The 22,167-nt window shown below is 40.3% G+C and carries 18 protein-coding genes; 9 read left to right on the top strand and 9 right to left on the bottom strand.

What is annotated here, in order from left to right; all coding sequences use genetic code 11:
* Window positions 1-31: 31 nt before the first annotated feature.
* Entirely contained in the window at window positions 32-610 is a 579-nt protein-coding gene (locus ACQ4KW_RS05635; protein WP_430885557.1) for a TetR/AcrR family transcriptional regulator, read from the bottom strand.
* A gap of 480 nt (window positions 611-1,090) precedes the next feature.
* Between ACQ4KW_RS05635 and ACQ4KW_RS05630 the strand changes: the two genes are divergently transcribed.
* A complete protein-coding gene (locus ACQ4KW_RS05630) occupies window positions 1,091-1,687 on the top strand; it encodes a M23 family metallopeptidase (RefSeq protein ID WP_430885556.1) in 597 nt (198 codons plus the stop codon).
* Window positions 1,688-2,133: 446 nt separating this feature from the next.
* On the opposite strand, the gene ACQ4KW_RS05625 is transcribed toward ACQ4KW_RS05630, so the two are convergent.
* On the bottom strand, window positions 2,134-4,194 hold the full coding sequence (locus ACQ4KW_RS05625; protein ID WP_430885555.1) for a sigma 54-interacting transcriptional regulator: 2,061 nt from the start codon (window positions 4,192-4,194) through the stop codon (window positions 2,134-2,136).
* Between the two features lie 207 nt (window positions 4,195-4,401).
* Here ACQ4KW_RS05625 and ACQ4KW_RS05620 point away from each other — a divergent pair, with 207 nt between their 5' ends.
* Genes ACQ4KW_RS05620 through ACQ4KW_RS05610 form a run of 3 tightly spaced genes read left to right on the top strand, consistent with a single transcriptional unit; the run spans window position 4,402 to window position 6,737 of the window.
* On the top strand, window positions 4,402-4,782 hold the full coding sequence (locus ACQ4KW_RS05620; protein ID WP_430885554.1) for a RidA family protein: 381 nt from the start codon (window positions 4,402-4,404) through the stop codon (window positions 4,780-4,782).
* 2 nt (window positions 4,783-4,784) lie between these two features.
* Window positions 4,785-5,891, top strand: a complete 1,107-nt coding sequence (locus ACQ4KW_RS05615; RefSeq protein WP_430885553.1) for a D-TA family PLP-dependent enzyme — start codon at window positions 4,785-4,787, stop codon at window positions 5,889-5,891.
* A 15-nt stretch (window positions 5,892-5,906) separates the two neighbouring features.
* Complete coding sequence (locus ACQ4KW_RS05610) at window positions 5,907-6,737, top strand: carbon-nitrogen hydrolase family protein (protein WP_430885552.1); 831 nt, start codon at window positions 5,907-5,909, stop codon at window positions 6,735-6,737.
* Window positions 6,738-6,840: 103 nt separating this feature from the next.
* On the opposite strand, the gene rlmD is transcribed toward ACQ4KW_RS05610, so the two are convergent.
* A complete protein-coding gene (rlmD, locus tag ACQ4KW_RS05605) occupies window positions 6,841-8,205 on the bottom strand; it encodes a 23S rRNA (uracil(1939)-C(5))-methyltransferase RlmD (RefSeq protein WP_430885551.1) in 1,365 nt (454 codons plus the stop codon).
* 324 nt (window positions 8,206-8,529) lie between these two features.
* Between rlmD and ACQ4KW_RS05600 the strand changes: the two genes are divergently transcribed.
* Window positions 8,530-9,894 carry a GerMN domain-containing protein gene (locus tag ACQ4KW_RS05600; RefSeq protein WP_430885550.1) on the top strand — a complete coding sequence of 455 codons (1,365 nt, stop codon included), beginning with the start codon at window positions 8,530-8,532 and terminating at the stop codon, window positions 9,892-9,894.
* A 93-nt stretch (window positions 9,895-9,987) separates the two neighbouring features.
* On the opposite strand, the gene ACQ4KW_RS05595 is transcribed toward ACQ4KW_RS05600, so the two are convergent.
* The 4 genes from ACQ4KW_RS05595 to ACQ4KW_RS05580 form a co-directional block, all read right to left on the bottom strand.
* Window positions 9,988-11,469: a M15 family metallopeptidase gene (locus ACQ4KW_RS05595; RefSeq protein ID WP_430885549.1), complete on the bottom strand. Its 1,482-nt coding sequence runs from the start codon at window positions 11,467-11,469 to the stop codon at window positions 9,988-9,990.
* 236 nt (window positions 11,470-11,705) lie between these two features.
* Window positions 11,706-13,367 (bottom strand): peptide ABC transporter substrate-binding protein, encoded by a 1,662-nt coding sequence (locus ACQ4KW_RS05590; protein WP_430885548.1) that lies wholly within the window; start codon window positions 13,365-13,367, stop codon window positions 11,706-11,708.
* Window positions 13,368-13,439: 72 nt separating this feature from the next.
* Entirely contained in the window at window positions 13,440-14,504 is a 1,065-nt protein-coding gene (locus ACQ4KW_RS05585; RefSeq protein WP_430885547.1) for a dipeptide epimerase, read from the bottom strand.
* A gap of 29 nt (window positions 14,505-14,533) precedes the next feature.
* Window positions 14,534-16,390: a sigma 54-interacting transcriptional regulator gene (locus ACQ4KW_RS05580; protein ID WP_430885546.1), complete on the bottom strand. Its 1,857-nt coding sequence runs from the start codon at window positions 16,388-16,390 to the stop codon at window positions 14,534-14,536.
* A 210-nt stretch (window positions 16,391-16,600) separates the two neighbouring features.
* On the opposite strand from ACQ4KW_RS05580, the gene ACQ4KW_RS05575 reads away from it, so the two are divergent.
* The 4 genes from ACQ4KW_RS05575 (at window position 16,601) to lysA (ending at window position 20,076) form a co-directional block, all read left to right on the top strand.
* On the top strand, window positions 16,601-16,936 hold the full coding sequence (locus ACQ4KW_RS05575) for a DUF3870 domain-containing protein (protein ID WP_430885545.1): 336 nt from the start codon (window positions 16,601-16,603) through the stop codon (window positions 16,934-16,936).
* A gap of 191 nt (window positions 16,937-17,127) precedes the next feature.
* A complete protein-coding gene (locus ACQ4KW_RS05570; RefSeq protein ID WP_430885544.1) occupies window positions 17,128-17,901 on the top strand; it encodes a serine hydrolase in 774 nt (257 codons plus the stop codon).
* Window positions 17,894-18,706, top strand: a complete 813-nt coding sequence (locus ACQ4KW_RS05565) for an NlpC/P60 family protein (RefSeq protein ID WP_430885543.1) — start codon at window positions 17,894-17,896, stop codon at window positions 18,704-18,706. Before ACQ4KW_RS05570 ends, ACQ4KW_RS05565 begins: the two co-directional genes overlap by 8 nt.
* A gap of 86 nt (window positions 18,707-18,792) precedes the next feature.
* Entirely contained in the window at window positions 18,793-20,076 is a 1,284-nt protein-coding gene (lysA, locus tag ACQ4KW_RS05560; protein ID WP_430885542.1) for a diaminopimelate decarboxylase, read from the top strand.
* A 135-nt stretch (window positions 20,077-20,211) separates the two neighbouring features.
* Here lysA and ACQ4KW_RS05555 read toward each other — a convergent pair whose 3' ends face one another.
* Both ACQ4KW_RS05555 and ACQ4KW_RS05550 read right to left on the bottom strand, forming a co-directional pair.
* On the bottom strand, window positions 20,212-20,628 hold the full coding sequence (locus ACQ4KW_RS05555) for an acyl-CoA thioesterase (protein ID WP_430885541.1): 417 nt from the start codon (window positions 20,626-20,628) through the stop codon (window positions 20,212-20,214).
* A 37-nt stretch (window positions 20,629-20,665) separates the two neighbouring features.
* On the bottom strand, window positions 20,666-22,162 hold the full coding sequence (locus ACQ4KW_RS05550) for an ATP-binding protein (protein WP_430885540.1): 1,497 nt from the start codon (window positions 22,160-22,162) through the stop codon (window positions 20,666-20,668).
* Window positions 22,163-22,167 lie beyond the last annotated feature (5 nt).

Raw genomic sequence — 22,167 nt, 5'->3', positions numbered from 1 at the left:
GGCATTACTAGAATGACATTTTGCAAATCATCTATTTGAGGAGCTTTAATAGGATCAGCTTGAGCTCGTCGCCGACATCATCTATAGAAAAGGGAAACTCATCCCTTATAACACGGTCAAAAACTTCGTGCAGAGTAACAATTAAATAATTTGCCATGAACTGTGCGTCATTTATATGAAACGCCCCTTCGAGTCGACCTTTTTCAAGCCATAGGGAAAAGGGGGTAAGGTACTTTTTCATGTACATGTCTTCCAGTCGTTTTAAGCCTATAAAGCCCTGAAACCTAACATTATGCATAACTTTCAATATATTAAAATGCTTCTTAACTAAGTTGACTAAAAAATCTATAAGTTCACAAATGTCCTCATCCCTATAGCCCCTTGATGTTATATCTTGCATCCACTTGTCAGCATACTTGAACTTTTCCTCCATAAAGGTTAGAACCAAGGCTTCCTTAGAATCAAAATAGAGATAGAAAGTCCCCTTTGCAATGCCTGTACGCTGAACAATATCATTGATTGTAATTTTACTAACGCTTTTTTCTTCAAAGAGCTGTTCTGTGGCTTGAAGAATATTGTTGTAGGTTTCCATTCCACGACTTGTTTTCATGAGGCCTCCTAAAATTTATGGCTTATATATTTTTATATGACCGTGGTTCATGTTTTAACTATACCAGTTGTCTGCTCCTATTTACATGATCACTTGTGGAGATTTGGTCAGGTTTGATTTCATACCCTTGCATGGTCAAGATAATGATTGCAGAAATATTTTGATTGCTTTAGGACCATTAAGTAACCTTAAACCTCAAAAAAATGTAATGGAAATCCATTATCATTTGGTCACATAAGCGGAATTTCTGGACCACGGTATTTCCAGTGAAAATCAATTTATCCCCTCTTTTTTGTCGATTGTGATGCTTTGATGTCTAAATATGATTTATTGAACCTTTTAACCAAATTATGTGATATTTTGAAGTTGTTCACTTTTCAGAATTTTCTAAAAATGAATATTTCATCAACAAAATGTAAGGTTAGTAAATTCTATTTTCTTTAGAATTCATCTGTTCACAGAAGTAAGGGGGACTTATTTATGAAACGCTTAACACTACTTGTACTATCAGTGGCAATGATTATCGCATCATCAGCAACTTTTGCAGGATCTTATCCTACAAACTCTGAGTACCAGTTTAATCCAAACCAAACGTACTTCGCATGGCCCACTCTTTCAAGACGAATAGTAACAAATGGTGATTGGGGAACAAAGAGAACGAATAGCAATGGAAGTACCAGACCACACAGAGGCATCGATATCGGACCAACTAAGGCTGGGTTGAAAGGTCAAGCAGTTTATGCTGCACAATCAGGAAAAGTTGTGGGTATATTCAATGAAGGCTATGGGAATGTGGTTGCCATAAATCACGACGGCGCTGATTTTAATGCTCCTGGAACTTATTATCGAACAGTTTACACTCACGTAGACTCTATTCTAGTAAGCGTTGGTGATAATGTTTCAAGAGGTCAAAAGATTGCTACTATGTCTAACTCAGGCACCGTTGGCATCCACTTGCATTTTGAATTCCATAGAATCCCTTCTATGACTAGCAGCTACAACACATGGGCTGTCGTTAGAGACGTGCCATTTGATCCTAAACTTGCTTACAACGGTTATCTCCCAGTTATCCAATAATGCGTTTTATATTTTGCATATTTTAAACTTAACCGAGAGGGCAGCCTCTCGGTTTCTTATAGGAGTAATTAAATGTTTTATAACATTTTCTGAATGAAATAGTTCTGTGCTCACCTTATTTATACGCTAAATAGCCCTAGATTCTAACCTCTGAATCTAGGGCATTTTACTTTTTAAATTGCCAATTTAAACCATAAAATTCTGCTGGTAGACGCGTTCCCACTCAACTAATAAAATCTGACACATCCGATTTGTTTGGTAAAATAGAAAATTGCCAACGGCGTAAAATCTCCGTTGGCAACAGGTTGGCAAAATTAACTTTCCTACGGTATATAAGTCTTGAAACCATTCTAAATTCTAATTAGCTGTACGCACGTCTCCACATGTGTGGAGTGTTGTTATTGGTTATGGTTGCTTCTGTCACAATCATGGATCACTAAAATAACCTAAATGTCATACCGTTCTAAATACCTACGGCCCAAGTCGGTTAAAGAACATCCACCTCGTCCTTTCTTGATTGTAATGAATCCTTTTTCATTAAGATCTGATAAAGCCTTTCTCACCTCAGCTTCAGAAATGTTGAAATATGAGGATGAAATATAAGCACTTAAATTTCTCCTACCTGTACTCTGGCCTATCTCCTTGCACGCAGCTATTGATTTGAGAATCAGAATATTGTCAAAACCACCAGAGTTTGTCTCAAATAAACTGCTAAGAATTCCCTTATCTTTAATATAACTTGGCAAGCAGGCTATATCGAATGCACCTTCGCAAACGACACTCATGTATTCTACAATATTTTGTAATTCTCGAATATTTCCTGGCCAATCATATTTTTCAACAAATTTGTAGAATGCTTTTGTCGCTGTGCGTCCCTTATCTTTCATATATCGATCGCAAAGTAATCTAACATCACCAGATCGATTTCGTAAAGGTGGGAGTGTCAATGAAAACACATTTAGTCTGAAGAACAAATCGTTTCGGAATACTCCGCTTTCAATCATATTTTCTAAATTTCTGTTAGATGCAGCAATAATCCTCACGTCGACATTTATGGTTTGGGTCGATCCAACCTTCCTAATTTCCTTTTCCTGAATTGCTCTGAGCAGTTTCCCTTGCAACGCATAAGGTAGTTCAGATATTTCATCTAGGAACAATGTACCACCATGGGCTTTTTCAAAGAGTCCCACTGAACCGCCTTTTTTCGCTCCTGTAAATGCTGATCCTTCATAACCAAAAAATTCCGATTCTAACAAAGTATCTGGAATACCCGCACAGTTCACTGCAATAAATGGCGCCTCTGATCGGTTAGATCGGTTATGAATCGTACTGGAAACAAGTTCTTTCCCTGTACCACTTTCACCATAAATCAGAACTGGCAAATCAGATTCAGCGAACTTTTTACCAAGCGCTTTAATATTTACAATTGATTGATGTTTCCCAATAATATCATCGAAACTATATTTGGCAATATGACCATCACCTATAATTTTCTTATGCACACTCTGATGCGTTGAAACTATTTGGCTATATGGCTCAAGCCTTATAATTCTTCCTAGTCTATTATTGTCTACATCTAAAAAGTTGATGTTCAAAATATGCTTTTTCCCAAGAATATCAACAACTTCATCATGTATTTGACCCTCTGTTCTAAGAATTGAAAGTTGAGGTTTATAAGTAATTAGTTCTTCTAATGAAATAAAATGCCCCTCTAAAGGTTTAATGAGATCACCAAACTGACTATTAAAAGAGGTGATGTGATTATCTGAAGAGATTACTGCGACACTCTGATTGATTTTGTCATATAGCAGATTCCACTGAGCTGATAAAAACCTGTTGTTTTCCAGTAATGAATGTACACCCTTAATGAAACTTGGAACAATGGAAATATACCTACTAAATACTTTATCTATTGTCGTCATATCAACACTAAAATAGCTCAGAACATCCATAATTACATCAGCATTAATTACCCTACTACCAAGAATAATCGTCTCCTTATCTGTTTCAGGAAGAAAGTCGTACAATCTATGTGTAAAGATATAGTCCACATCTGGGAATGTCCTTTTACTGTCTGGCGCCCAAGGTATAAGCTCAATTTTATTAATGCCAAGCTGGTAAATATTCGTCATGGTTTCGTGTGCCATGTAGTCTGTTGCATTAACAACCACTGCAGATACACCCTCTGGTACTTTTTTTAGTACCTTCAATGCTTCGGATGTAATTGTTCTTCTCATCAATATCAGCGGACAATCACATTTAATGTACTTTTGCATATCGACAAGTGCTGATGGTTCATGAAGTAAAATAAGATCCGCATTAAAAATTGGTAATACTGGGGTCGTATTCGCCGAATGGCAAGTTACATTAAATAATTCTCCAAATAAATAGTTCAACTGCTTTTGAAGAAATTCACAACTCCATGAGAACCTCGTTATGACACTCAAATTATATTTCACAACGCCACCATCCTTAACGGGTTTATCCCGTTCGCCTTTTAACCACATCCCGTTTAATTAGATTGTATATCAAATTAACGCGTTCCACAATATCAACATCTCAATCTTTTTTATCACTTATATTCTGACATCATCCGCCATTTCCAAGTGTTATACCATCACTTCACTTTCCTTAGTCAAATTTTTTCACAACTTGGCACATCACTTGCAATATAAATTTATAGCCAATCAAAAGTATGACTATGGAGGTCAATCATGAAAAAAATTACCACTCAGTTTACATCTAAAGACGGAGGCCATTACTCTCCGGGAGTTGTTCATAATGGACTACTATATATTTCAGGTCAATTATCCGTAAATCCCGAAACAGGTAAATGTGCTGGGGAAATTGTAGAAGAAGCATGGCAGGCAATGAAAAATCTTGAACTTATATTAGATGCAGCTGGTTCCACAAAAGATGATGTTATTCAGTGCAGACTTTACACACCTGATGTAGCTTACTGGCCTGAAATTAACAAAGTTTATGCAGCGTATTTCGGCGAACATAAACCTTCACGTGTCGTTGTTCCATCAAACACACTACATGGTGGCTGTCTTGTAGAAATAGAAGCAATCGCAATATGTAAGGAGGACTAAATATGAAATCAATACTTTTAGATACACCAGCACTACTCATCGATATTGATAAAGTCACAGACAACTGTATGAGAATGCAAAAATACGCAGATGCCCAAGGGGTGACTCTACGACCGCATACGAAAACACATAAAATCCCAAAGCTCGCTCTTAAACAACTGGATTTTGGCGCTCAAGGCATAGCTGTCGCAAAAGTTGGCGAAGCTGAAGTCATGGCTGCTCACGGTATAAATGACATTTTCATTGCAAATGAAATTGTAGGTATAAAAAAACTAGAACGCATTATGACGTTAAGTAAGACTGTAGATATATCATTTGGTCTAGATAGTATTGCACAAGCTAAAATGATAGAATCTGTATTTTCAAAATCCGATACTCCAGCTCAGGTTCTAATAGAAATTGAAGTTGGTGAAGAACGTTCTGGCGTTATAGAAAAAAGTGATTTCTTAGAATTGCTTCTACATCTAAAAGACTGTAAACACATCCAGTTAAAAGGCATATTTTCTCATGATGGTCACTCTTATGGTGCTAAAGATTTAATTGATTTAGAAGGTATTCATCTGGTAAGCCAAAAGAGAACACTTGAGTTTGTCGAGATTGCGAAATCACTAGGTTTTGAAATAAGTACAGTGAGTATCGGCTCCACCCCCTCTCTCATGCACGATTTTACCATTTTGGATGGAATAACTGAAATTCGACCCGGTACTTATATTTTCATGGATGCTTCACAAGGAAATGCTTTCGGGAGTCACGATAGGTGTGCAGCTACTATCCTTGCAACTGTAATGAGTAAACCCACGGAGGAGCGTGTCATACTAGATGTTGGCGCTAAAGGTTTAACCGCACAAAGAAGAAACAAAGGGATGTGTACAACAACTGGTCTAGGACTCATTAAGGGATTTGATGGTGTCACAATTTATGACGTGTTTGATGAACACGCAATTATATACAGTAAATCTTTTTCAGATTCTGTTTCTGTGGGCGATAAAATTGAAATCATCCCCAATCATATCTGTCCTGTTGTAAATCTTCATGAATCAGCTTACTTTATTAAGAATGGATATGTAGCCCATGAAGTTAACGTGGAATGTCGAGGCCAACTGAAATAACAAAAGGAGACCAAAATGAGAATTGCAGCATTACAAATTGACGTTTCTCAAAACAAACGTGAAAACATCGATAAAATAGAACAAGTTATAACATCTTTATCCGATAAAAAAATTGACATGGTGATCTTGCCTGAAATGTTTCTTTGCCCTTATCAAACACATTTGTTCGAGGAATACTCAGAAGTTGAAGGCGGAGTAACATGGCAACGATTAAGTCATACTGCTAAAACAAACAATGTATATTTGGTCGCAGGGTCTGTACCGGAATACAAAGATGGACAAATTTACAACACATCTTACGTATTCGATCGAAATGGAAAGCAAATAGCAAAGCACAGAAAAATTCACTTATTTGATATTGATGTTGAAAACGGGCAGTCTTTTAAGGAATCTGATGTGCTCTCCGTTGGATATGAACCTACAGTCTTCACAACCGAGTTTGGAAAGTTTGGGCTATGTATATGCTATGATTTTAGGTTCCCTGAACTTTCTAGAATCATGGTCGATAAAGGCGCTGAGGCTATCATTGTTCCAGCTGCTTTCAATATGACAACCGGACCGAGTCATTGGGACATCTTGTTTAGAACGAGAGCTCTCGATAATCAACTCTTTACACTCGGTGTAGCACCCGCAAGAAATTCTGCAACAGGCTACACCTCTTGGGGACATTCTATTGTAGTTTCTCCATGGGGTGAAATCATTGACCAGTTAAAGCAATTCGAGGATATATTACTTGTTGATTTGGACTTTGCTCTGGTTTCACAAGTTCGAACCGAACTCCCTCTTCTTGCACATCGTAGGCATGATGTTTATTCAATTGAAAGCCCTGTTGCCTTGAAAAAGTAGGTGGTTCTAGAAAATCAATTCAAGCCGTAAATACGAATGAGACTAAATATAATCAAAAACTGACTGAGCTTACTAGACTCAGTCAGTTTTCTATTCTCTAATGTTATTTTTTCAATTCAAGTTCACAAACAGTCTCCACATGCCCAGTATGAGCAAACATATCAACCGGCTGAACTTTAACCGTTTTATAACCTAGGTCTTCCAGTATACGAAGGTCTCTGGCTAGGGTTGATGGCTTGCAGGACACATAAACCACCCGCTTTGGCGCCATGTCAGCTATGGTCTTAAGAACGATTTCGTCACAACCCTTTCTTGGTGGATCAACCACGACCACATCGGCCTTATAGCCTTTTTTATAGAGTTCAGGAATGATTGTTTCAGCCGCTCCAGTATGGAAGTCTGTGTTGTCAAAACCATTGCGTTTTGCATTGGCCTGGGCATCTTTAATAGCATCTTCCACAATTTCAACACCCACAACCAGCTTGGCTTTTTGAGCGAGGAATAAAGAAATCGAGCCAATACCACAATAAATATCAAATACGGTTTCATCCCCTGTTAGTTCAGCATATTCTAGTGCCTTGCTATAGAGTTTTTCCGTTTGGACAGGGTTGACCTGAAAAAACGATAGTGGTGATATTTCAAAAGACAGGTCTTTAATATAATCTGTGATTTTGTCACTGCCCCAAATGGTCTTATTGGTAAAGCCAAGAACGCGGTTGCCCTTTGACTTGTTTTCATTAAGTATAATGCTCTTTATTTCTGGCACTTCAGCAAGCAGTCTGTCAATGAGGGGCTGGGCACCTCGTAACTTGTTGCCCTTCACAACGAAAACAACCATCATGTCCCCTGTTTTGTGGGCTGTCCGTATGAGAACATGGCGTAAAAATCCTTTGTGGGTCTTCTCATTGTAAATAGGCCATCCTAGCTTAGGCAGTTCTTGTCTTATTATGCTAACGGCCTTGTCCGCTGAAGTGGATTGTAACCTACAGACATCCACATCAATCACTTCATGGGTTCTGGCCTTGAAAAATCCAATTTTGGGTTGGTCTGTTGTGCCCCCTACAGGGTACTGCCCCTTGTTTCTATACCGAAACGGTTCATCCATCCCTATGGTTGGCAGAACTTCAACATCTATTTTGCCAATTCGGTCCATAGCGGACTGAACAAATTCTCTTTTATAGGCAAGCTGGGCCTTGTAATCAATATGCTGGATTTGACAGCCACCGCACTGGCTCACATAGGGACAAGGCGGGTCCACTCTATCCTCAGATGACTTTATGACTTCATCTAGTTTGCCCACAGCATAGGTTTTTTTGACCTTTATCAGCTTGGCCTTCACCTTATCTCCCGGAACAGCCCCATGAACAAAAATCGTAAAACCATCCACACGACCAATGCCTTCGCCCGCTTCTCCAAGACTCACTATATCCAGCTCTATATATTCATTCTTTTGAACAGGTATACTCATTTTTAAACCTTCCAGTCTTATACTCTATACATCAATCATCGAATTGTTTCTATTATATACCACACATCTATATATCACACATTTATAAACAACTTATCTGTTTACCTACCCTATTTATAAAAGTGGAGGTCATAATTTGTTAAATTGGTGTCTGAAATCACTTGTTTATGCCAAGTTTTAACCACTTTCTAGAAAAAGCTCAACATAAAATATATATCACCAATGGCATTAATTCAATAATTATTTTATAATAATAAGGTAACGACTTAAACCCAAGACAAAAGTATCAGCTTCATAAAATTAGGGGACAATAAGGGGGATTCTATGTCACGGATTTTAGCGAACATTATACTCGTTCTAATCATAGCTTTTACGGTGTCAGCCGTTCCGATCAATACTGAAATTTTGAATCTAAATATTTCTTTTCCAGAGGCGGCCGAAGAGGAAACTGAGCCAGAAGAAAGCCCAGTGTTAGAGGAAGCCACACTCGATCTTACATACGAAAATTTTGATTTTGACTACCTTTACAATCCAGACAGTCTAAACTTTAAATTTGTAGGCACATCGTCTCTTGAAGCTGATCAGGTTTCAGACTTCACTAACGATATTCAACTTGAAATCTATCAGGGCAGCACAAAATCTGAGACCACCATAGTCAAACGACTTCAAAATTCAGACTTAAAGAGACTTATTTCAACAGATATAAATGGAGATGTGGTCACCTTAACCATTAAAGCCACCCTTCAAGACCTCAATTTAAAAAGTGGTCATTACACCTTAACGCTCTCTTCAGAGAGTGACCACCTGAGGGCGCCACTAGACAAATCCCTTCAAGTGACATATTATGGAAAAGCCTCTTATAAGGGTCCACAAGAATCTGCAGCCCGGGGCAAAAGACTCATTACCATGTATTTTACAGATAAAAGCAGGAACTATCTTGTTCCAATTTCTAGGGAAATTTCTTATAGTGGTAATCTCATTCGAACCACTCTCAATGCCCTTCGCGATGGGCCATCAGAGGAAAGTGGACTCAGTTCCCAGTCTCCGGCACCATATATTCCTGTCGCACGCTTTTCATCTTCAACAGGCACTGTGACACTGCATACAAACTCTCATGAGAATAAGGAATTCACCACTGGTACAGATGACACATACCTTATGATGCATTCTCTCATTAACACCATGACTCATATTGAGAATGTCTCAAGTGTTAAGTTCTCAGTGGATAACAGAACAGATAAACCACTTAATGGATTTGACTTAAGCAAACGATACAATGAGCCAAAAGGGCCTGAAGCCTATATGGGTCTACACACAGAAACAGACCACTTGTATCTGACACCTGTTGAGGTAGAGGCCACTTCAGCTTCTGAAATGCTTGCCTATCTTAAAAATGGTGTGGATACGGGAAATGATCTTTATCCACCTGTGATTTCTAGCATAGATATTGTTGAAGAATCACTGGATAGTGGTGTTTTAACACTCAAGCTAAGTGATGAAATTCAAACAGCTTATGATGCTGATGATGCTTACGCACGACTTATGATGGATAGTATTGTATACTCGACTTTCAGTATTGAAGGGGTTGAAAAACTCATAATCATAACGGATTCCATGGCTGAAGGTGAACTTCATGGCTATACTCTAGGTCGCTCATTTGAACCAAGCATGTATTTAAACATTGAATAAAAAACAAATCCACCCTGAACCTGTTTTAAACAGGCATTTGGGGTGGATTTTTCTTTTGCTTTTTCTTTTGCCTATTATCGCTAATATTGAAAACTAAAGAATATCATAATTCTTCCAGTCGCTGTCATGGAAATGCCACCACTCATCTTCAAGGGTTTCAAATCCAGCTTTTCGAAAAGCCCACTGCAAGACATCAATATTTGTTTTCACATCTGGACTTAAGTCATTTCTGTCCGCTCGACCTCTTTCGCTAAAATCATCAAAATCACTTGGCATAAACACAGACTTGCCGGATGCGTCTATCAAGGTGCAGTCGACAGCACACCCACGGTTATGTTTTGACCCCTTCTCTGGAAAGGCCACAAACCGTTCATCAGGATGGACCTCCCATAGCTTTTGCTGAATCGCCAGAGGTCGATAGGCATCCCATATTTTTAAGCCATACCCCTTGCGAGAGAGCAACCAGTGGGCGTATGTCAATTTCTTCAGTGTCCCTATGCGAAGCATTTGAAACCGGTCCAATGACTCTGTATAAACTGGACTTCCAAAAATATTATTGTCCGTCCCGTAGCGCAGGTCTAAACTGATCCCTGGCATCCACTTTTTTATGCTGTCAAATATCTGGTCCCCTTCATCTCTTTTACTGGTTTTCACTGGTCCTATTTCATAGCCCACTCCCGACCAAAATTCTAGCAACTCTTCTACAGGGTAGTCTCTTTTTGAATTTCTTGCGTCAAAGTCAGCAGGGTCACAAACCATCACGCACCAGACCCCATTTATTTTTTCGAATCCTCTTACAAGCATCAGGTGACCATTTGGATATGTTTGAAGGGCACCTGTAAAACCTTTGTCTTTCCCGGTTTTGACGGAAACAACCACCGCATGTCCTTTTTTTATGCTGTTTACAAGATCATCAATACCCATAAAGTGTCTGGCCACCGCACGAAGCCCATACTGGGAAACCGCAGCCATATTCATTGACCAGTTTCCATATATATCGTTTTGAAAATCATATGCCAAAGCCGCAAAGTCTACAGGAAGGACAATTTTCCCGAATATATTCATGGCCATAGCACAACTGGTCGGACTGCATATTCTTCGCCCGATCTTATCAACAGGATATTGAACAAGCACCGGTGCAGGCATAAAGCACGATATACCTTCTTGACTCTCTTTGACTTGCCCTTCTTTTAGCAATGAGACAAATACGCCTGAGGCGAGAACACAGCCACTGGATTCCGTCTCACTTTCACTTAGTATATGCACTCGTATTTTACCTATTTCCATGCCCTTTTTGGTCTTAAAAACATCTATATCTAAGCTTCCAAAAGCATCAGCTTGTAGACTGTAACCGCCTCTTCTTTTCCCCCGAGTAAACCTAAGTAATTTATAGGTCTGAGACCAAATGCCCTTTGAGAAGAGCTCAAAGTATATTTCAATTTCGTCCGATCTTTCCAGTACACCATTCCATGTGATAAGCATTTCATCAAACCCATAATCAAGGTCGATCTCATAAGTGGTCTGATCAATCATTTTGCCTTGTGTTAAAAGATTGTATAGTCTTGTGTCTCTCATTTTATGCATCCCTTTATAATAACGTCACATAGTGCAATAAACTCAATCCCTGAATAAATGTTGACTAGAAAAATGGCTGTCAGGACATAAAATAATGTCTGACAGCCACACATTGTCCGGTCCTTACACACACTTAGCTTGGGGCAATATGCTCTTGTGCCAAGACCTATGACATAAGTGTAGAGGGGATTAATTTCTACACCCAATTCTATATTTCATAAAGATTTCAAACTGAATTACTCAACCATTTTAGCAAAACCAAACCACCAGTTGCCTCGTGTGGTTTTTTCCCAGTTTGAAACATCTTCTGAAACCATAATTTGATCTGTGTAGTAGTATATTGGGAGGTAGGCATGGTCTTCCATTACCAGTTTCAACGCTTCTTGTAGAGTGTCAAAACGTGTTTGCCCATCCTCCACACTAGCCTTTTCAATAAGGGCATCATAGTCTGGATTTTCCCACTGGGCATGATTCATAGAAGCACCTTTTAAGAATAAACCCAGGTAAGTCATTGGATCTGAGTAGTCACCGATCCATCCACCACGGGCAATATCGAATGTATGACTTCTTCTTGTGTCCTGGAAAACCGCCCATTCTTGATTGGCTAGTTGAATGCTGATGCCTAGGTTTTGATTCCACATTTCCTGAATGGCTTCTGCCACTGCCTTATGACTTTCTGATGTGTTGTATAGCAGTGTAAACTCAGGGAACCCTTCACCATTTGGATAACCCGCTTCTGCCAGTAGGGCCTTGGCTTCTTCGACACCACTGCCGTCCATTGGAATTCCAAAGCTACCAGCCACTTCTGCAAACACGTCTCCATTTGCATCTCTTGATGCTTGGGAAACCATGTTCTTGGCAGGACGCTGACCACCTTTTAGAACTGTCTCAACTATGGCTGTTCTATCTATAGCCAGTGTTAGAGCCTTTCTCACCTTAACATCATCAAGAGGGGCGACTTTCGTGTTGAAAATATAATAATAGACACCGTCGTATGGCAGTATCATAAATGTTGGATCTTCTGCTAAAAGTCTTGGAATTTCTGCGGTTGGCATATCATCAATCACATGAACCTGACCTGATTCATAGCCCGTTAAGGCTGTTGACTGGTCGACGATCATAAGGGCCTCAATACGTTCTAGATTGACTTCGTCTGCTCTCCAGTATTTCTCATTCTTTTCTAGGACAAGCTTGTCACCTGTTGCATAGTCTGCAAGGACAAATGGTCCATTGGCAATGCTCTTTGCAGGATCAATGGCCCACATGCCGTCTGTACCTGATTCAACTGCGTCTTCACGCACTGGCATAAATGTGAAAAAGGCTGTTAAACCAAGAAAATATGGAGATGGTACTTCAAGGGTCACTTCAAATGTTTTTTCGTCAAGGGCTCTAAAGCTATCCACATTGGCCTCATCAAAAATCCACGCATATTCTGAAGCTGTTTCTGGATCAATAACTCTTGACCATGCATACTCGAAATCATATGCTGTCACTGGCTGACCATCAGACCACTGGGCATCTCTTAGTTCGAAAGTATAAGTGAGTTTGTCGTCTGATACCGTGTAGCTCTTAGCCATCCCTGGTTCAAGAATGCCATTCACTTCACGCATCAACCCTTCAAACAAGTGGTTGATAATGTCACCGCCGTCAACGGCTGTGTTTAGACCTGGGTCAAGGGTTTTAGGTTCTGATCCGAGGTTCCAAATAAGTGTCTGTTCCACTTCTTCAGCCATTTCTTCTGGCTCTGACTCAGTGCTTTCTTGTGTGTCTGTACTTTCTGTTTGCTCAGCTGGCTCTGTTTCAGTACTCGGAGCTTCATTTTGTGATGGGGCACATCCTGCAAGTGTACCTATAATCATCATAAGCGCCATTATTAAGGCCAAGTGTTTCTTCATCATTGTATTCCTCCCTTTTTCTATGTAATCGGTCTGATAAGGCTAGACCCAATCCCTAACTAAGTTGTATTTCATCTAAATCCCCAGCCCAGTCAAATCTCTTGGTCGCAAGAAAGCATTTTCTCTGATAAAACCTCGGTCATGATCTCCACTGGTCCCTTTATACATTGATGGAACATCTAAATCTGCAAGGCCCACTCTGTGCCTTCCACACCCGAAATGAACTGCGGCGGCAATACCAATTGGACCCTCCATCATACAGCCAATCATGCACTCTATGCCATAGGCCTGTGCAAACGAGGTGATTCGCATAGCGGCATCAATGCCACCAGTCTTCATGAGTTTAATATTAAGATAATCAGCTGCGCCCATTTGAATAATTTTGATTGCATCCTGATAAGAAAACACACTTTCATCTGCCAAAACAGCCACGGGGATATTGTCTGTCACGTACTTCATACCGTCTAAGTCATGGGCTGAAACAGGCTGTTCCACTAATTGAATGTCAATTCCTGTATCAAGCATTTTCAAAACAGAACGAACCGCTTCTTTTCTTGACCACCCCTGGTTGGCATCCAACCTTATTTTCACATCGCTTCCTACTGCGTCATAAATAGCCTTCATTCGCATTAAGTCCATCTCAGAATCATTGCCCAGCTTAACCTTAAGGGCCCTGAATCCATTTCTAAGAGCATTCACAGCATCTTGTGCCATTATTTCTGGTTTATCAAGGCTCACAGTCATGTCTGTTTCAAGCTGGGTTTTAGCGCCTCCTAAAAGCTTATAGAGGGGGACACCGTATTGTTTTGCCCTAAGGTCATGAAGAGCAATATCCATAGCGGCTTTGGCACTTGAATTACCCACTATGCCACTGTCTATAAGGGTCATTAGAGTATCCCAGTCATCTATGGACCGGCCTTTAATTCTTACCCAGATTTCTTGCACAGCTGACTTTATTGAACCGATTGTGTCTCCCGTAATAACCGCTGTAGGAGAAGCCGCACCATACCCCTCATGCCCTGTATTCGTCTTTATTGTCACTTCGATAGAAACCACTGTGCTCAGTGTTCGAAGTGCAGTCTTAAAGGGCTTTTCCAAGGGAATATCCACTTGCTTTATTTCTATAGACTCTAAAATCATAATTTGTGCCTCCATTTAATGTAAACACCCTACAAAGCTATTTGATATTTTTTCATTTTTTCATAAAAGCTTGATTTTCCAATGCCAAGCGCCTTGCGTGCCATGTCTTTGTTGCCTGCGTGGTGTTTCAATGCCTTTTCGATTTCTTTTTTTTCAAGTTCTTGCATTATGCTTTTTAAGGACTTTGACGTATTGTCATGGTCCGGCATCTGTTGGTTTTGTTCTAGACCCTCATAAGTCTGACTTAAAGCATCAAAAATTATGTGGTCCGCGTCAATGGTGGCCTCCGCCATGTTTAATGCCCGCTCCAATAGGTTTTCTAGTTCCCTGACATTTCCCGGGTATGCGTGCTGCATCAGCTTGTTTTCAGCCTTCTTTGATATTTTCACTATGGGCTTTCCAAGTCGCTTGCAAACACTTGGAAGCAGAGCATTTATAAGATGAGGAATGTCTACTGCCCTGTCTCGCAGGGGCGGCAAGGTGATACGAAGTACATTAAGTCTGTAATACAGGTCCTCTCGAAATCGACCAGCTATAACTTCTTTTTCAAGGACCTTGTTGGTGGCAGCGATTATACGTATATCCACATCAATGGCCTTAATGCCCCCTACCCTAAAAAACTGATTGTGCTGTATGGCATGAAGAAGTTTGACTTGAACATTTAAGGGGATTTCTCCCACTTCATCTAGAAAGAGGGTGCCTCCACTTGCCAGTTCAAAAAAACCGGGCTTGCCTTTACTACTGGCCCCACTAAAGGCGCCAGAAGCATATCCAAAGAGTTCACTTTCTATAAGGTGTTCAGGCAAAGCACCGCAGTTGACCTGAATAAATGGCTTATTACGTATGGATGACTTCTCATGTATAGCCCGGGCTATAACGTTTTTTCCTGTCCCGCTTTCTCCTAGTATTAAAACGGTGGACTGACTGGCTGAGGCACTTTTAGCCAGTCCTTTCACCTGTTTCATTTCTTGGCTTGACCCTATAATTTGTGGGAATGGATCAAGCTCTTTATCCAGTAGGAGTCTATTTCTAAACACTTGTAACTCTTTTAGTGCCTCATTTCTCTCTCGTATAAGCATGTCAAACTCTGAAACATCTTCCACTTTAAGAAGGGCCTTGTTTGCTAAACCGTTGGATTCTAAATTTTGCAAGGAGCAAAGAACCGGTCGTCCATGAATGTTTAAGTAATTTTTTCTAAAACCTTTTGCTTGTCCATTTGCTGTTTGCGACAACTGCCTAAGCAAGAGGGGTTCATTGAGGACCTCATCAATAGGTCGACCCAATAAATCAATGGATTCATTCTTAGACTGGCCCCTGAATGATTCCCCACGAAGAAGGTCTCCAATCGACTCCTTTCTGAAGGAGTAGCCCTTTGACTGTACAAACTTAACGGCCCCTGTTTTTCCACATAAAACAACCATATGTCCAAAACTTTGTATGAACTCCACTTGATAATTCTGACCATCAATAATAATGTCTATTGACCTTTCACATAGGTCAATTTGTGTGGATATACGCCTGCCCTTGTATATATGTGTCATTTCAAGTTTCGTGCCAAAGCCTTGCGAATCTGAAGTTTTCACCTGGGCGATTTCTTGTCCCCCAACTTCTCCAATGATTAGAATTGCAGCATCTTTAGATAGTTTTCTCGTCACACCAATTTTTTTTAAAAGGCCCGGTGTCAGATGACCATCATCTTGCCCCAGTGATGTGATCGCCAAAACAACCACATCGCCGTCTTCCAGTTTTCCGGACGGATAGTCCGTATTTGCGGACGAATCAATTCCGAATATTTCCTTGGCTTTTCTATTAAATATGCAAATTGATCCAGCGCTGTCTACAGCAATTATGCCTTCATCCACCAGATCCAGTATGTCATCTTCCATTTTTTGTATTCCCCCAAACAAAAAAGGCCCGAAACACAAGGTTTCGGACCCAATACACTGATACGTGCGGCGTTTAGCCGTTTGTGAGCATATCGAACGAATATCATTTTCTGAATTTTCTATATTATATCACAAAGTGTCTCAATTACCAACTTGACAGGTTTAAATTATAATACCTATACTTAATAAACAAGACTATGGAGGGGTTATATGGATATGAATACTGTTTATGTTGTCGGACACGGAAGAACGCAACCCGACAACCCGATTATGAATGTTTATACGCAATTTTTTGTAGGCTTTTCCGTAAACGTGGAAACAGATGAAATTGTGGATGCTTCAGCATCCTTTATTCTTGATGAAACCAAAAGCTTTGTACGGGCTCTTTTTGTGGGGAAAAAATTTAATGGTGTATCGGAGGACATTATCAGCGAGATTGAAAAGCGCTACTGGGGTAGTTCCCAGCGGGCTTTGATCGTTGCTTATAAAGACGCCGTTAAACATTATGTTAGCAATAAAAAGAAATACTACAGTGATTTTTTATAAAGGGCATCTTATGGAATGTATTTTGCATTCTAAATTGGACAGGTAGAACCTCCAGTATAAAACGATCCTTCTAACAAGTTAAACAGTACCTGTTTTGATTTTTATACTGGCTATAATTAGTTTAAGGCTCATGGAGTGGATCGGCTTTACTTACTTTCGTCTTAATACAGTCTTAATACATAGGAGGCCATATGAACTTTAATGACGTGGACAGTCTTATTCAATCACAGGAGGCAGATTTGGCCCTCATACTAAAGAACTTAAACACAGGCCAAATTTTATATGAAAGAAATGCCTCTATGAAAATGCGATCAGCCAGTATTATAAAGCTCTTTATACTTTCAAAGTGTGCTGAAGCTTTTGAAAAATCGTCTCTTGATCCTGGCCAAACCTTGCTTGTTCCCCATAAGGAAAAGGTGTCGTTCAGCCTACTATCTGACTTAAAACAAGTCTCATGGCGTCTTGATGACATGGCCACACTCATGATTATTTTAAGTGACAACACCGCTACCAACTTACTTATCGACCTTCTTCAAATGGAGGAGATCAATGCACATATCAGAAGGCTTGGTGCAGACAAAACCACTTTACAACGTAAAATGATGGACACGCAAGCTGTCCATCATGGACTTGAAAACCACACCTCTTTGGCTGATGCAGTCCAGCTTCTTGAAGGTGTTTTTCAAAGTGCCAATCTAGGAGACCAAAAATCTATATGGATGCTTGACGTCCTATCCAAACAAAGGGATAGAACCATGCTCGGACGATTTCTTCCAGAAAGTGTAGAACTAGCCCATAAAACTGGACTCAACCAGGGTATTCAGCATGATATAGGCTTCTTTAAGGCTGGTGGTCACACCTACCTTATCGGTGTTTTCATACAGGGACAAGCTGATGAAATCAAGGGCATGGAATGTATCGGAAAAATCGCCAAATGCATGTATGAGGAGGTCAAACGTGTCTAAAAATTATATTGTAATATCCCCATTCGCTGACTTGCTATTAAAGCCAAGTCAAACATCTGAACTGGCTGATCAAGCTTTATATGGTATGAAGCTCAATATAGTGGAAAGGCAAGACGATTGGTGTCTTGTGGAAATGGAGTACAAGTATAAGGGCTGGATGCACAGATCAGATATTTCTAAAAAGAGTCCCACAGACTGGATGGACAAGTGTAATGCCTATGTGCAGTCCCCTTTTGCAGAAATTATGCCTGAGGCCAGTTACCGTGGACGTCCCCTCCTAAACATTCCAAAGGGCAGCCGTCTCTTTCTCATGGAAGACGATTGCGACATACAGGGTTGGTGCAAGGTTCAACTACATGATGGTCGTCAAGGCCACTGCCGTTCCGAATGGATTCGCCCTTACAAAAGCTTACCTAACCCTAAAGATGAAAGCGCCTTGAGACAGCGTCTTGTTTCCGATGCTCTTTCTTATATGGGAACACACTATAAGTGGGGTGGCAAATCTCCAGCGGGCATAGACTGCTCTGGTCTCACCTTTATGGCTTACTGGATAAATGGTATTTCCATCTATAGAGACGCTGTTATACAACCTGACTATTTGGTCCATGAAATCAGCGAAGCCACTGCAAAACCAGGCGATCTCCTCTATTTCCCCGGCCATATCGCCCTCTACCTAGGCAAAGGACAGTATGTCCATTCCACAGGCTCGCAAGGGGGCGTGGTTCAAAATAGCCTAATCGAAGGCTCGAACAATTTCCATGAATCCCTTCGCAAGGATCTTTATGCTTGGGGAAGTATATTCTAAAACCTAGAACATACAGCATTGTTGGCACGCTTCTTGAATATATAGATGGCAAACGATATTTCATTGAATTTCAAGGAGGACATGCAATGCTTACACCTACAAACTTATTATTTGATAACTGCGACACCGTTGCGCTTGCAAAAGAATATGGCACACCCCTTTTAATGATTTCTCAAAGCAGACTTGAGGAGAAATCAAAGGAAATCCACAAGGACTTTTTAGATAAATACAATCATGTTCAAGCGGTCTATGCCTCAAAGGCTTTTCTCAACACAGCCATGTGCAAACTTGTTGAAAAATACGGAATGGGTCTGGATGTTGTGTCAGGTGGAGAATTGTATGTTGCTCAAACAGCCAATTTCCCAATGAGAAATATAGTTTTCCATGGCAACAACAAGTCTTACGAGGAATTGTCCCAGGCGGTTGACCTTCAAGTCGGACGGATTATTGTTGATAATCCATCTGAACTTAGAATGCTGGAAAAAATTTGTGCCCATAAAAACACACGTGTCTCTGTTCTATTTCGCATTACACCTGAAGTGTCATCCAGGACACATGCCTACATCGCCACAGCCGACCGTGACTCAAAATTTGGTATCCCCCTTGAACAAGTGGTTGATGAATACACTTATGCAGGCCGCTCGAACTTCATCGACCCCCTTGGACTTCATTTCCACGTCGGGTCTCAGCTGCAATCCAACACATCTCATCTCAATGCGCTTGAAGTGGTCCTTAAACTGGCTGAGGACATTGCTAAGGCCGGTTTCCAGATTTCTGAGCTCAACACTGGGGGCGGATTCGGTGTGCGGTATACTGAATCTGATACGGAAATGTCCCTTAAGGATTTTACCGACCCAATTATGAATAAAATCACCACCTGGTCTCAAGGCTCTGGCCATCCCATGCCAAGGGTTATAATTGAACCTGGACGCTGGTTCATTGCCAATGCAGGTCTGACAATTTATGAGATTGGAAGTGTCAAGCATATTCCAAATGTCCGAACCTATGTGTCTGTAAATGGAGGTATCCCCGACAACATACGGCCAGCCCTTTATACTGCAAAGTATTCCGCTCAGATTGCCAATAAAAAAGACCGCGAACACGGCGAACTTGTAACTGTGGCTGGCAAGTGCTGTGAGTCAGGTGATATTCTCATTCGGGACATTGAACTTGACAGCCCTTCACGTGGAGACTTTCTTGCTGTTTTTGGAACGGGCGCCTACACCGAGTCCATGTCCAGCAATTACAACTATCTCCCCCGTCCGGCTGTCCTTCTTTTAAACAAGGGAGAGGCCCATCTAATCCGTAGAAGAGAAAGCTATGCCGATCTTGTTCGCAGGGACCTTGTTCCACAATATTTAATAGAATAGATTCAAGTTATAATCGACAGCATGATTGTCCATAAGTATGCATTTCAGATTCATAAAATTTGAAAAGCCCCTGAAGTTTGTATTGTTTTAATACGACTTCAGGGGCTTATTTGCTTTTATATACATTAGCCAATATTATGGACGCACCTTTTCAAGCACTGCTTTAAACTGGTCACTTAGTGTCTTTAGGCGAATAGGTTTTAAGTCTTTTCCCACAAAGGCATGAAGTGTCCGCCCCTCTGCAAGTAGGGTTTCATCTTCTTTTCGCAAGACCTCATACTTAAATCCAATTCGAATGCCTTTTTGCATTTCCACAAATGTTCGAATGAGAACCTCTTCATCATACATGGCTGGTTTTATATATTTACAACTGCTTTCTACAACAGGAAGTATAATCCCCTCCTGTTCCAGGCGTTTATAAGTGTAACCCAATGACCTAAAAAAGTCAGACCGCCCCACTTCAAACCAGGCATAATAATTTCCGTGATATATGACACCCATCTGGTCTGTTTCAGCATAACGCGGGCGCACAAGTGCATCATTTTTATACATATTCGTCATCTCCTAATTAGTCTCTCAGATCATTCTATCATGAATTTTGAGCTTCATCAGGAAAAACTATAGTAAACTTTACCCCTTGTCCAAGTTGACTTTCACAGTCAACAGTCCCATGTAGCAAGGACTTCACAAGATTATAAATAATATGCATGCCAAGTCCGCTACCGCCTTTATCGTGCTTGGTTGTGAAAAAGGCATCGTACACTTTTTTCAAATTCTCCTCGGAGATGCCAACCCCATTGTCTTCATAGATCATAACAATGTTGCCATTTTCTTTTTTCGTTGTGATGTCAATACGTCCCTCTTCCATAGATTCAAATCCATGAATTTGAGAATTCATGATCAAATTGGTTAGAATTTGTGATATGGCTCCTGGATAGGTCCATGTGATAATATCATCTTCGGCGTTATTGTTGACTTTTATGTTTGATGTTTTTAATTTAGGCCGAAGTGTATAAAGAACCTCACTCACATAACTTTTAAGGTCAATCATCCGTCTTTCTCGATTCAACTGGTCAACGGACACTGTTTTATAGCCAGTGACAAGTTCAGTGGCCTGGGAAATGTTCTTAGACATAATATCAATAGACTCTTCCATTTCTTTTATAAAAGACTCCACCATTCCCTTACGAAGCTCATTGTTTTCATAGGCCTTATTAAACTTCTTTACTTCTTCTTCTAAATAAGACACCAGGGTGTTTGAATTGCCTATGGGTGTTTTTAAATCATGGGCCATGCCCGCAGCAAACGATGCCAGTAAGGACAGACTTTCTGACTTTGAGCGAATTTGAATGAAATTGTCTTCAATCTCCTCAGCCATGGTGTTGAACGAATCTGCCAGTTCGCTGAGTTCTCCTTCGCCACCACTCTTTACCCGTACATCATATTGCCCATTTCTCATAGCAAGGGTTCCCATCGTCAAGTCTTCAATGGGTTGAGAAATCATTAATGCCACGCGTCTAATCACAATAATGGCTCCTATCAAAACCAACAGTCCAGCGCCCACTGACAACCATATGGCCCTATAAACATCTTGATAGATAATATCCTTGTCAACCACCGCTAAAATATACCAATCCCACGGTTCAAAATATTCATAGTAAGTGAGTAAAACGTGGCCATCGGATTTTGACTGTATTTTTTTATTTAAACCTAAATTGTCTTTTAAAAACTGACTGGTGGTGCTTGGTACACTAACCTCTGTCTTGCCAGAATGAAACACAACCTTGTTCTTAGAATCTATAATAACAAAGCGTCCACCGTGCAGTTCAGTTTGCTCAATAAACTCAAATGCCCTCGTCTTTGACTGGGTTGCATAAAGAAGGGTGTCTTGTAAATTAACACGTTCCAGGGTCTTATATTCTGTCTTAATGTACTCATGTACCACTTCAAGTCTGTACTCAATAATTTCATCTTGAAGTGATTTTATGTTGACACCTGATGTATACACAACAACAGCCGTGATAAGAAAGACAGTCAGGAGTATAATTGGAATTATTAGTAGTAGCAATCTGTTTCTAAAGCGCATAGAAT

It is taken from the genome of Tianxiuia mixotrophica (assembly GCF_050596425.1).
In the GTDB taxonomy this organism is placed as follows: Bacteria; Bacillota; Clostridia; order Peptostreptococcales; family Acidaminobacteraceae.
Note: the sequence above shows the minus strand (reverse complement) of the source record. Positions and strands in the feature narration are given on the sequence as shown.

What these genes read in the sequence shown, in the direction of transcription:
- ACQ4KW_RS05570 (WP_430885544.1), top strand. Translation starts at nt 17,128, where the DNA reads ATGAACTTTAATGACGTGGACAGTCTTATTCAATCACAGGAGGCAGAT.
- lysA (WP_430885542.1), top strand. Translation starts at nt 18,793, where the DNA reads ATGCTTACACCTACAAACTTATTATTTGATAACTGCGACACCGTTGCG.
- ACQ4KW_RS05590 (WP_430885548.1), bottom strand. Translation starts at nt 13,367, where the DNA reads ATGATGAAGAAACACTTGGCCTTAATAATGGCGCTTATGATGATTATA.
- ACQ4KW_RS05610 (WP_430885552.1), top strand. Translation starts at nt 5,907, where the DNA reads ATGAGAATTGCAGCATTACAAATTGACGTTTCTCAAAACAAACGTGAA.
- ACQ4KW_RS05575 (WP_430885545.1), top strand. Translation starts at nt 16,601, where the DNA reads ATGGATATGAATACTGTTTATGTTGTCGGACACGGAAGAACGCAACCC.
- ACQ4KW_RS05625 (WP_430885555.1), bottom strand. Translation starts at nt 4,194, where the DNA reads ATGTGGTTAAAAGGCGAACGGGATAAACCCGTTAAGGATGGTGGCGTT.
- ACQ4KW_RS05630 (WP_430885556.1), top strand. Translation starts at nt 1,091, where the DNA reads ATGAAACGCTTAACACTACTTGTACTATCAGTGGCAATGATTATCGCA.
- ACQ4KW_RS05550 (WP_430885540.1), bottom strand. Translation starts at nt 22,162, where the DNA reads ATGCGCTTTAGAAACAGATTGCTACTACTAATAATTCCAATTATACTC.
- ACQ4KW_RS05595 (WP_430885549.1), bottom strand. Translation starts at nt 11,469, where the DNA reads ATGAGAGACACAAGACTATACAATCTTTTAACACAAGGCAAAATGATT.
- ACQ4KW_RS05615 (WP_430885553.1), top strand. Translation starts at nt 4,785, where the DNA reads ATGAAATCAATACTTTTAGATACACCAGCACTACTCATCGATATTGAT.
- ACQ4KW_RS05620 (WP_430885554.1), top strand. Translation starts at nt 4,402, where the DNA reads ATGAAAAAAATTACCACTCAGTTTACATCTAAAGACGGAGGCCATTAC.
- ACQ4KW_RS05635 (WP_430885557.1), bottom strand. Translation starts at nt 610, where the DNA reads ATGAAAACAAGTCGTGGAATGGAAACCTACAACAATATTCTTCAAGCC.
- rlmD (WP_430885551.1), bottom strand. Translation starts at nt 8,205, where the DNA reads ATGAGTATACCTGTTCAAAAGAATGAATATATAGAGCTGGATATAGTG.
- ACQ4KW_RS05555 (WP_430885541.1), bottom strand. Translation starts at nt 20,628, where the DNA reads ATGTATAAAAATGATGCACTTGTGCGCCCGCGTTATGCTGAAACAGAC.
- ACQ4KW_RS05580 (WP_430885546.1), bottom strand. Translation starts at nt 16,390, where the DNA reads ATGGAAGATGACATACTGGATCTGGTGGATGAAGGCATAATTGCTGTA.
- ACQ4KW_RS05600 (WP_430885550.1), top strand. Translation starts at nt 8,530, where the DNA reads ATGTCACGGATTTTAGCGAACATTATACTCGTTCTAATCATAGCTTTT.
- ACQ4KW_RS05585 (WP_430885547.1), bottom strand. Translation starts at nt 14,504, where the DNA reads ATGATTTTAGAGTCTATAGAAATAAAGCAAGTGGATATTCCCTTGGAA.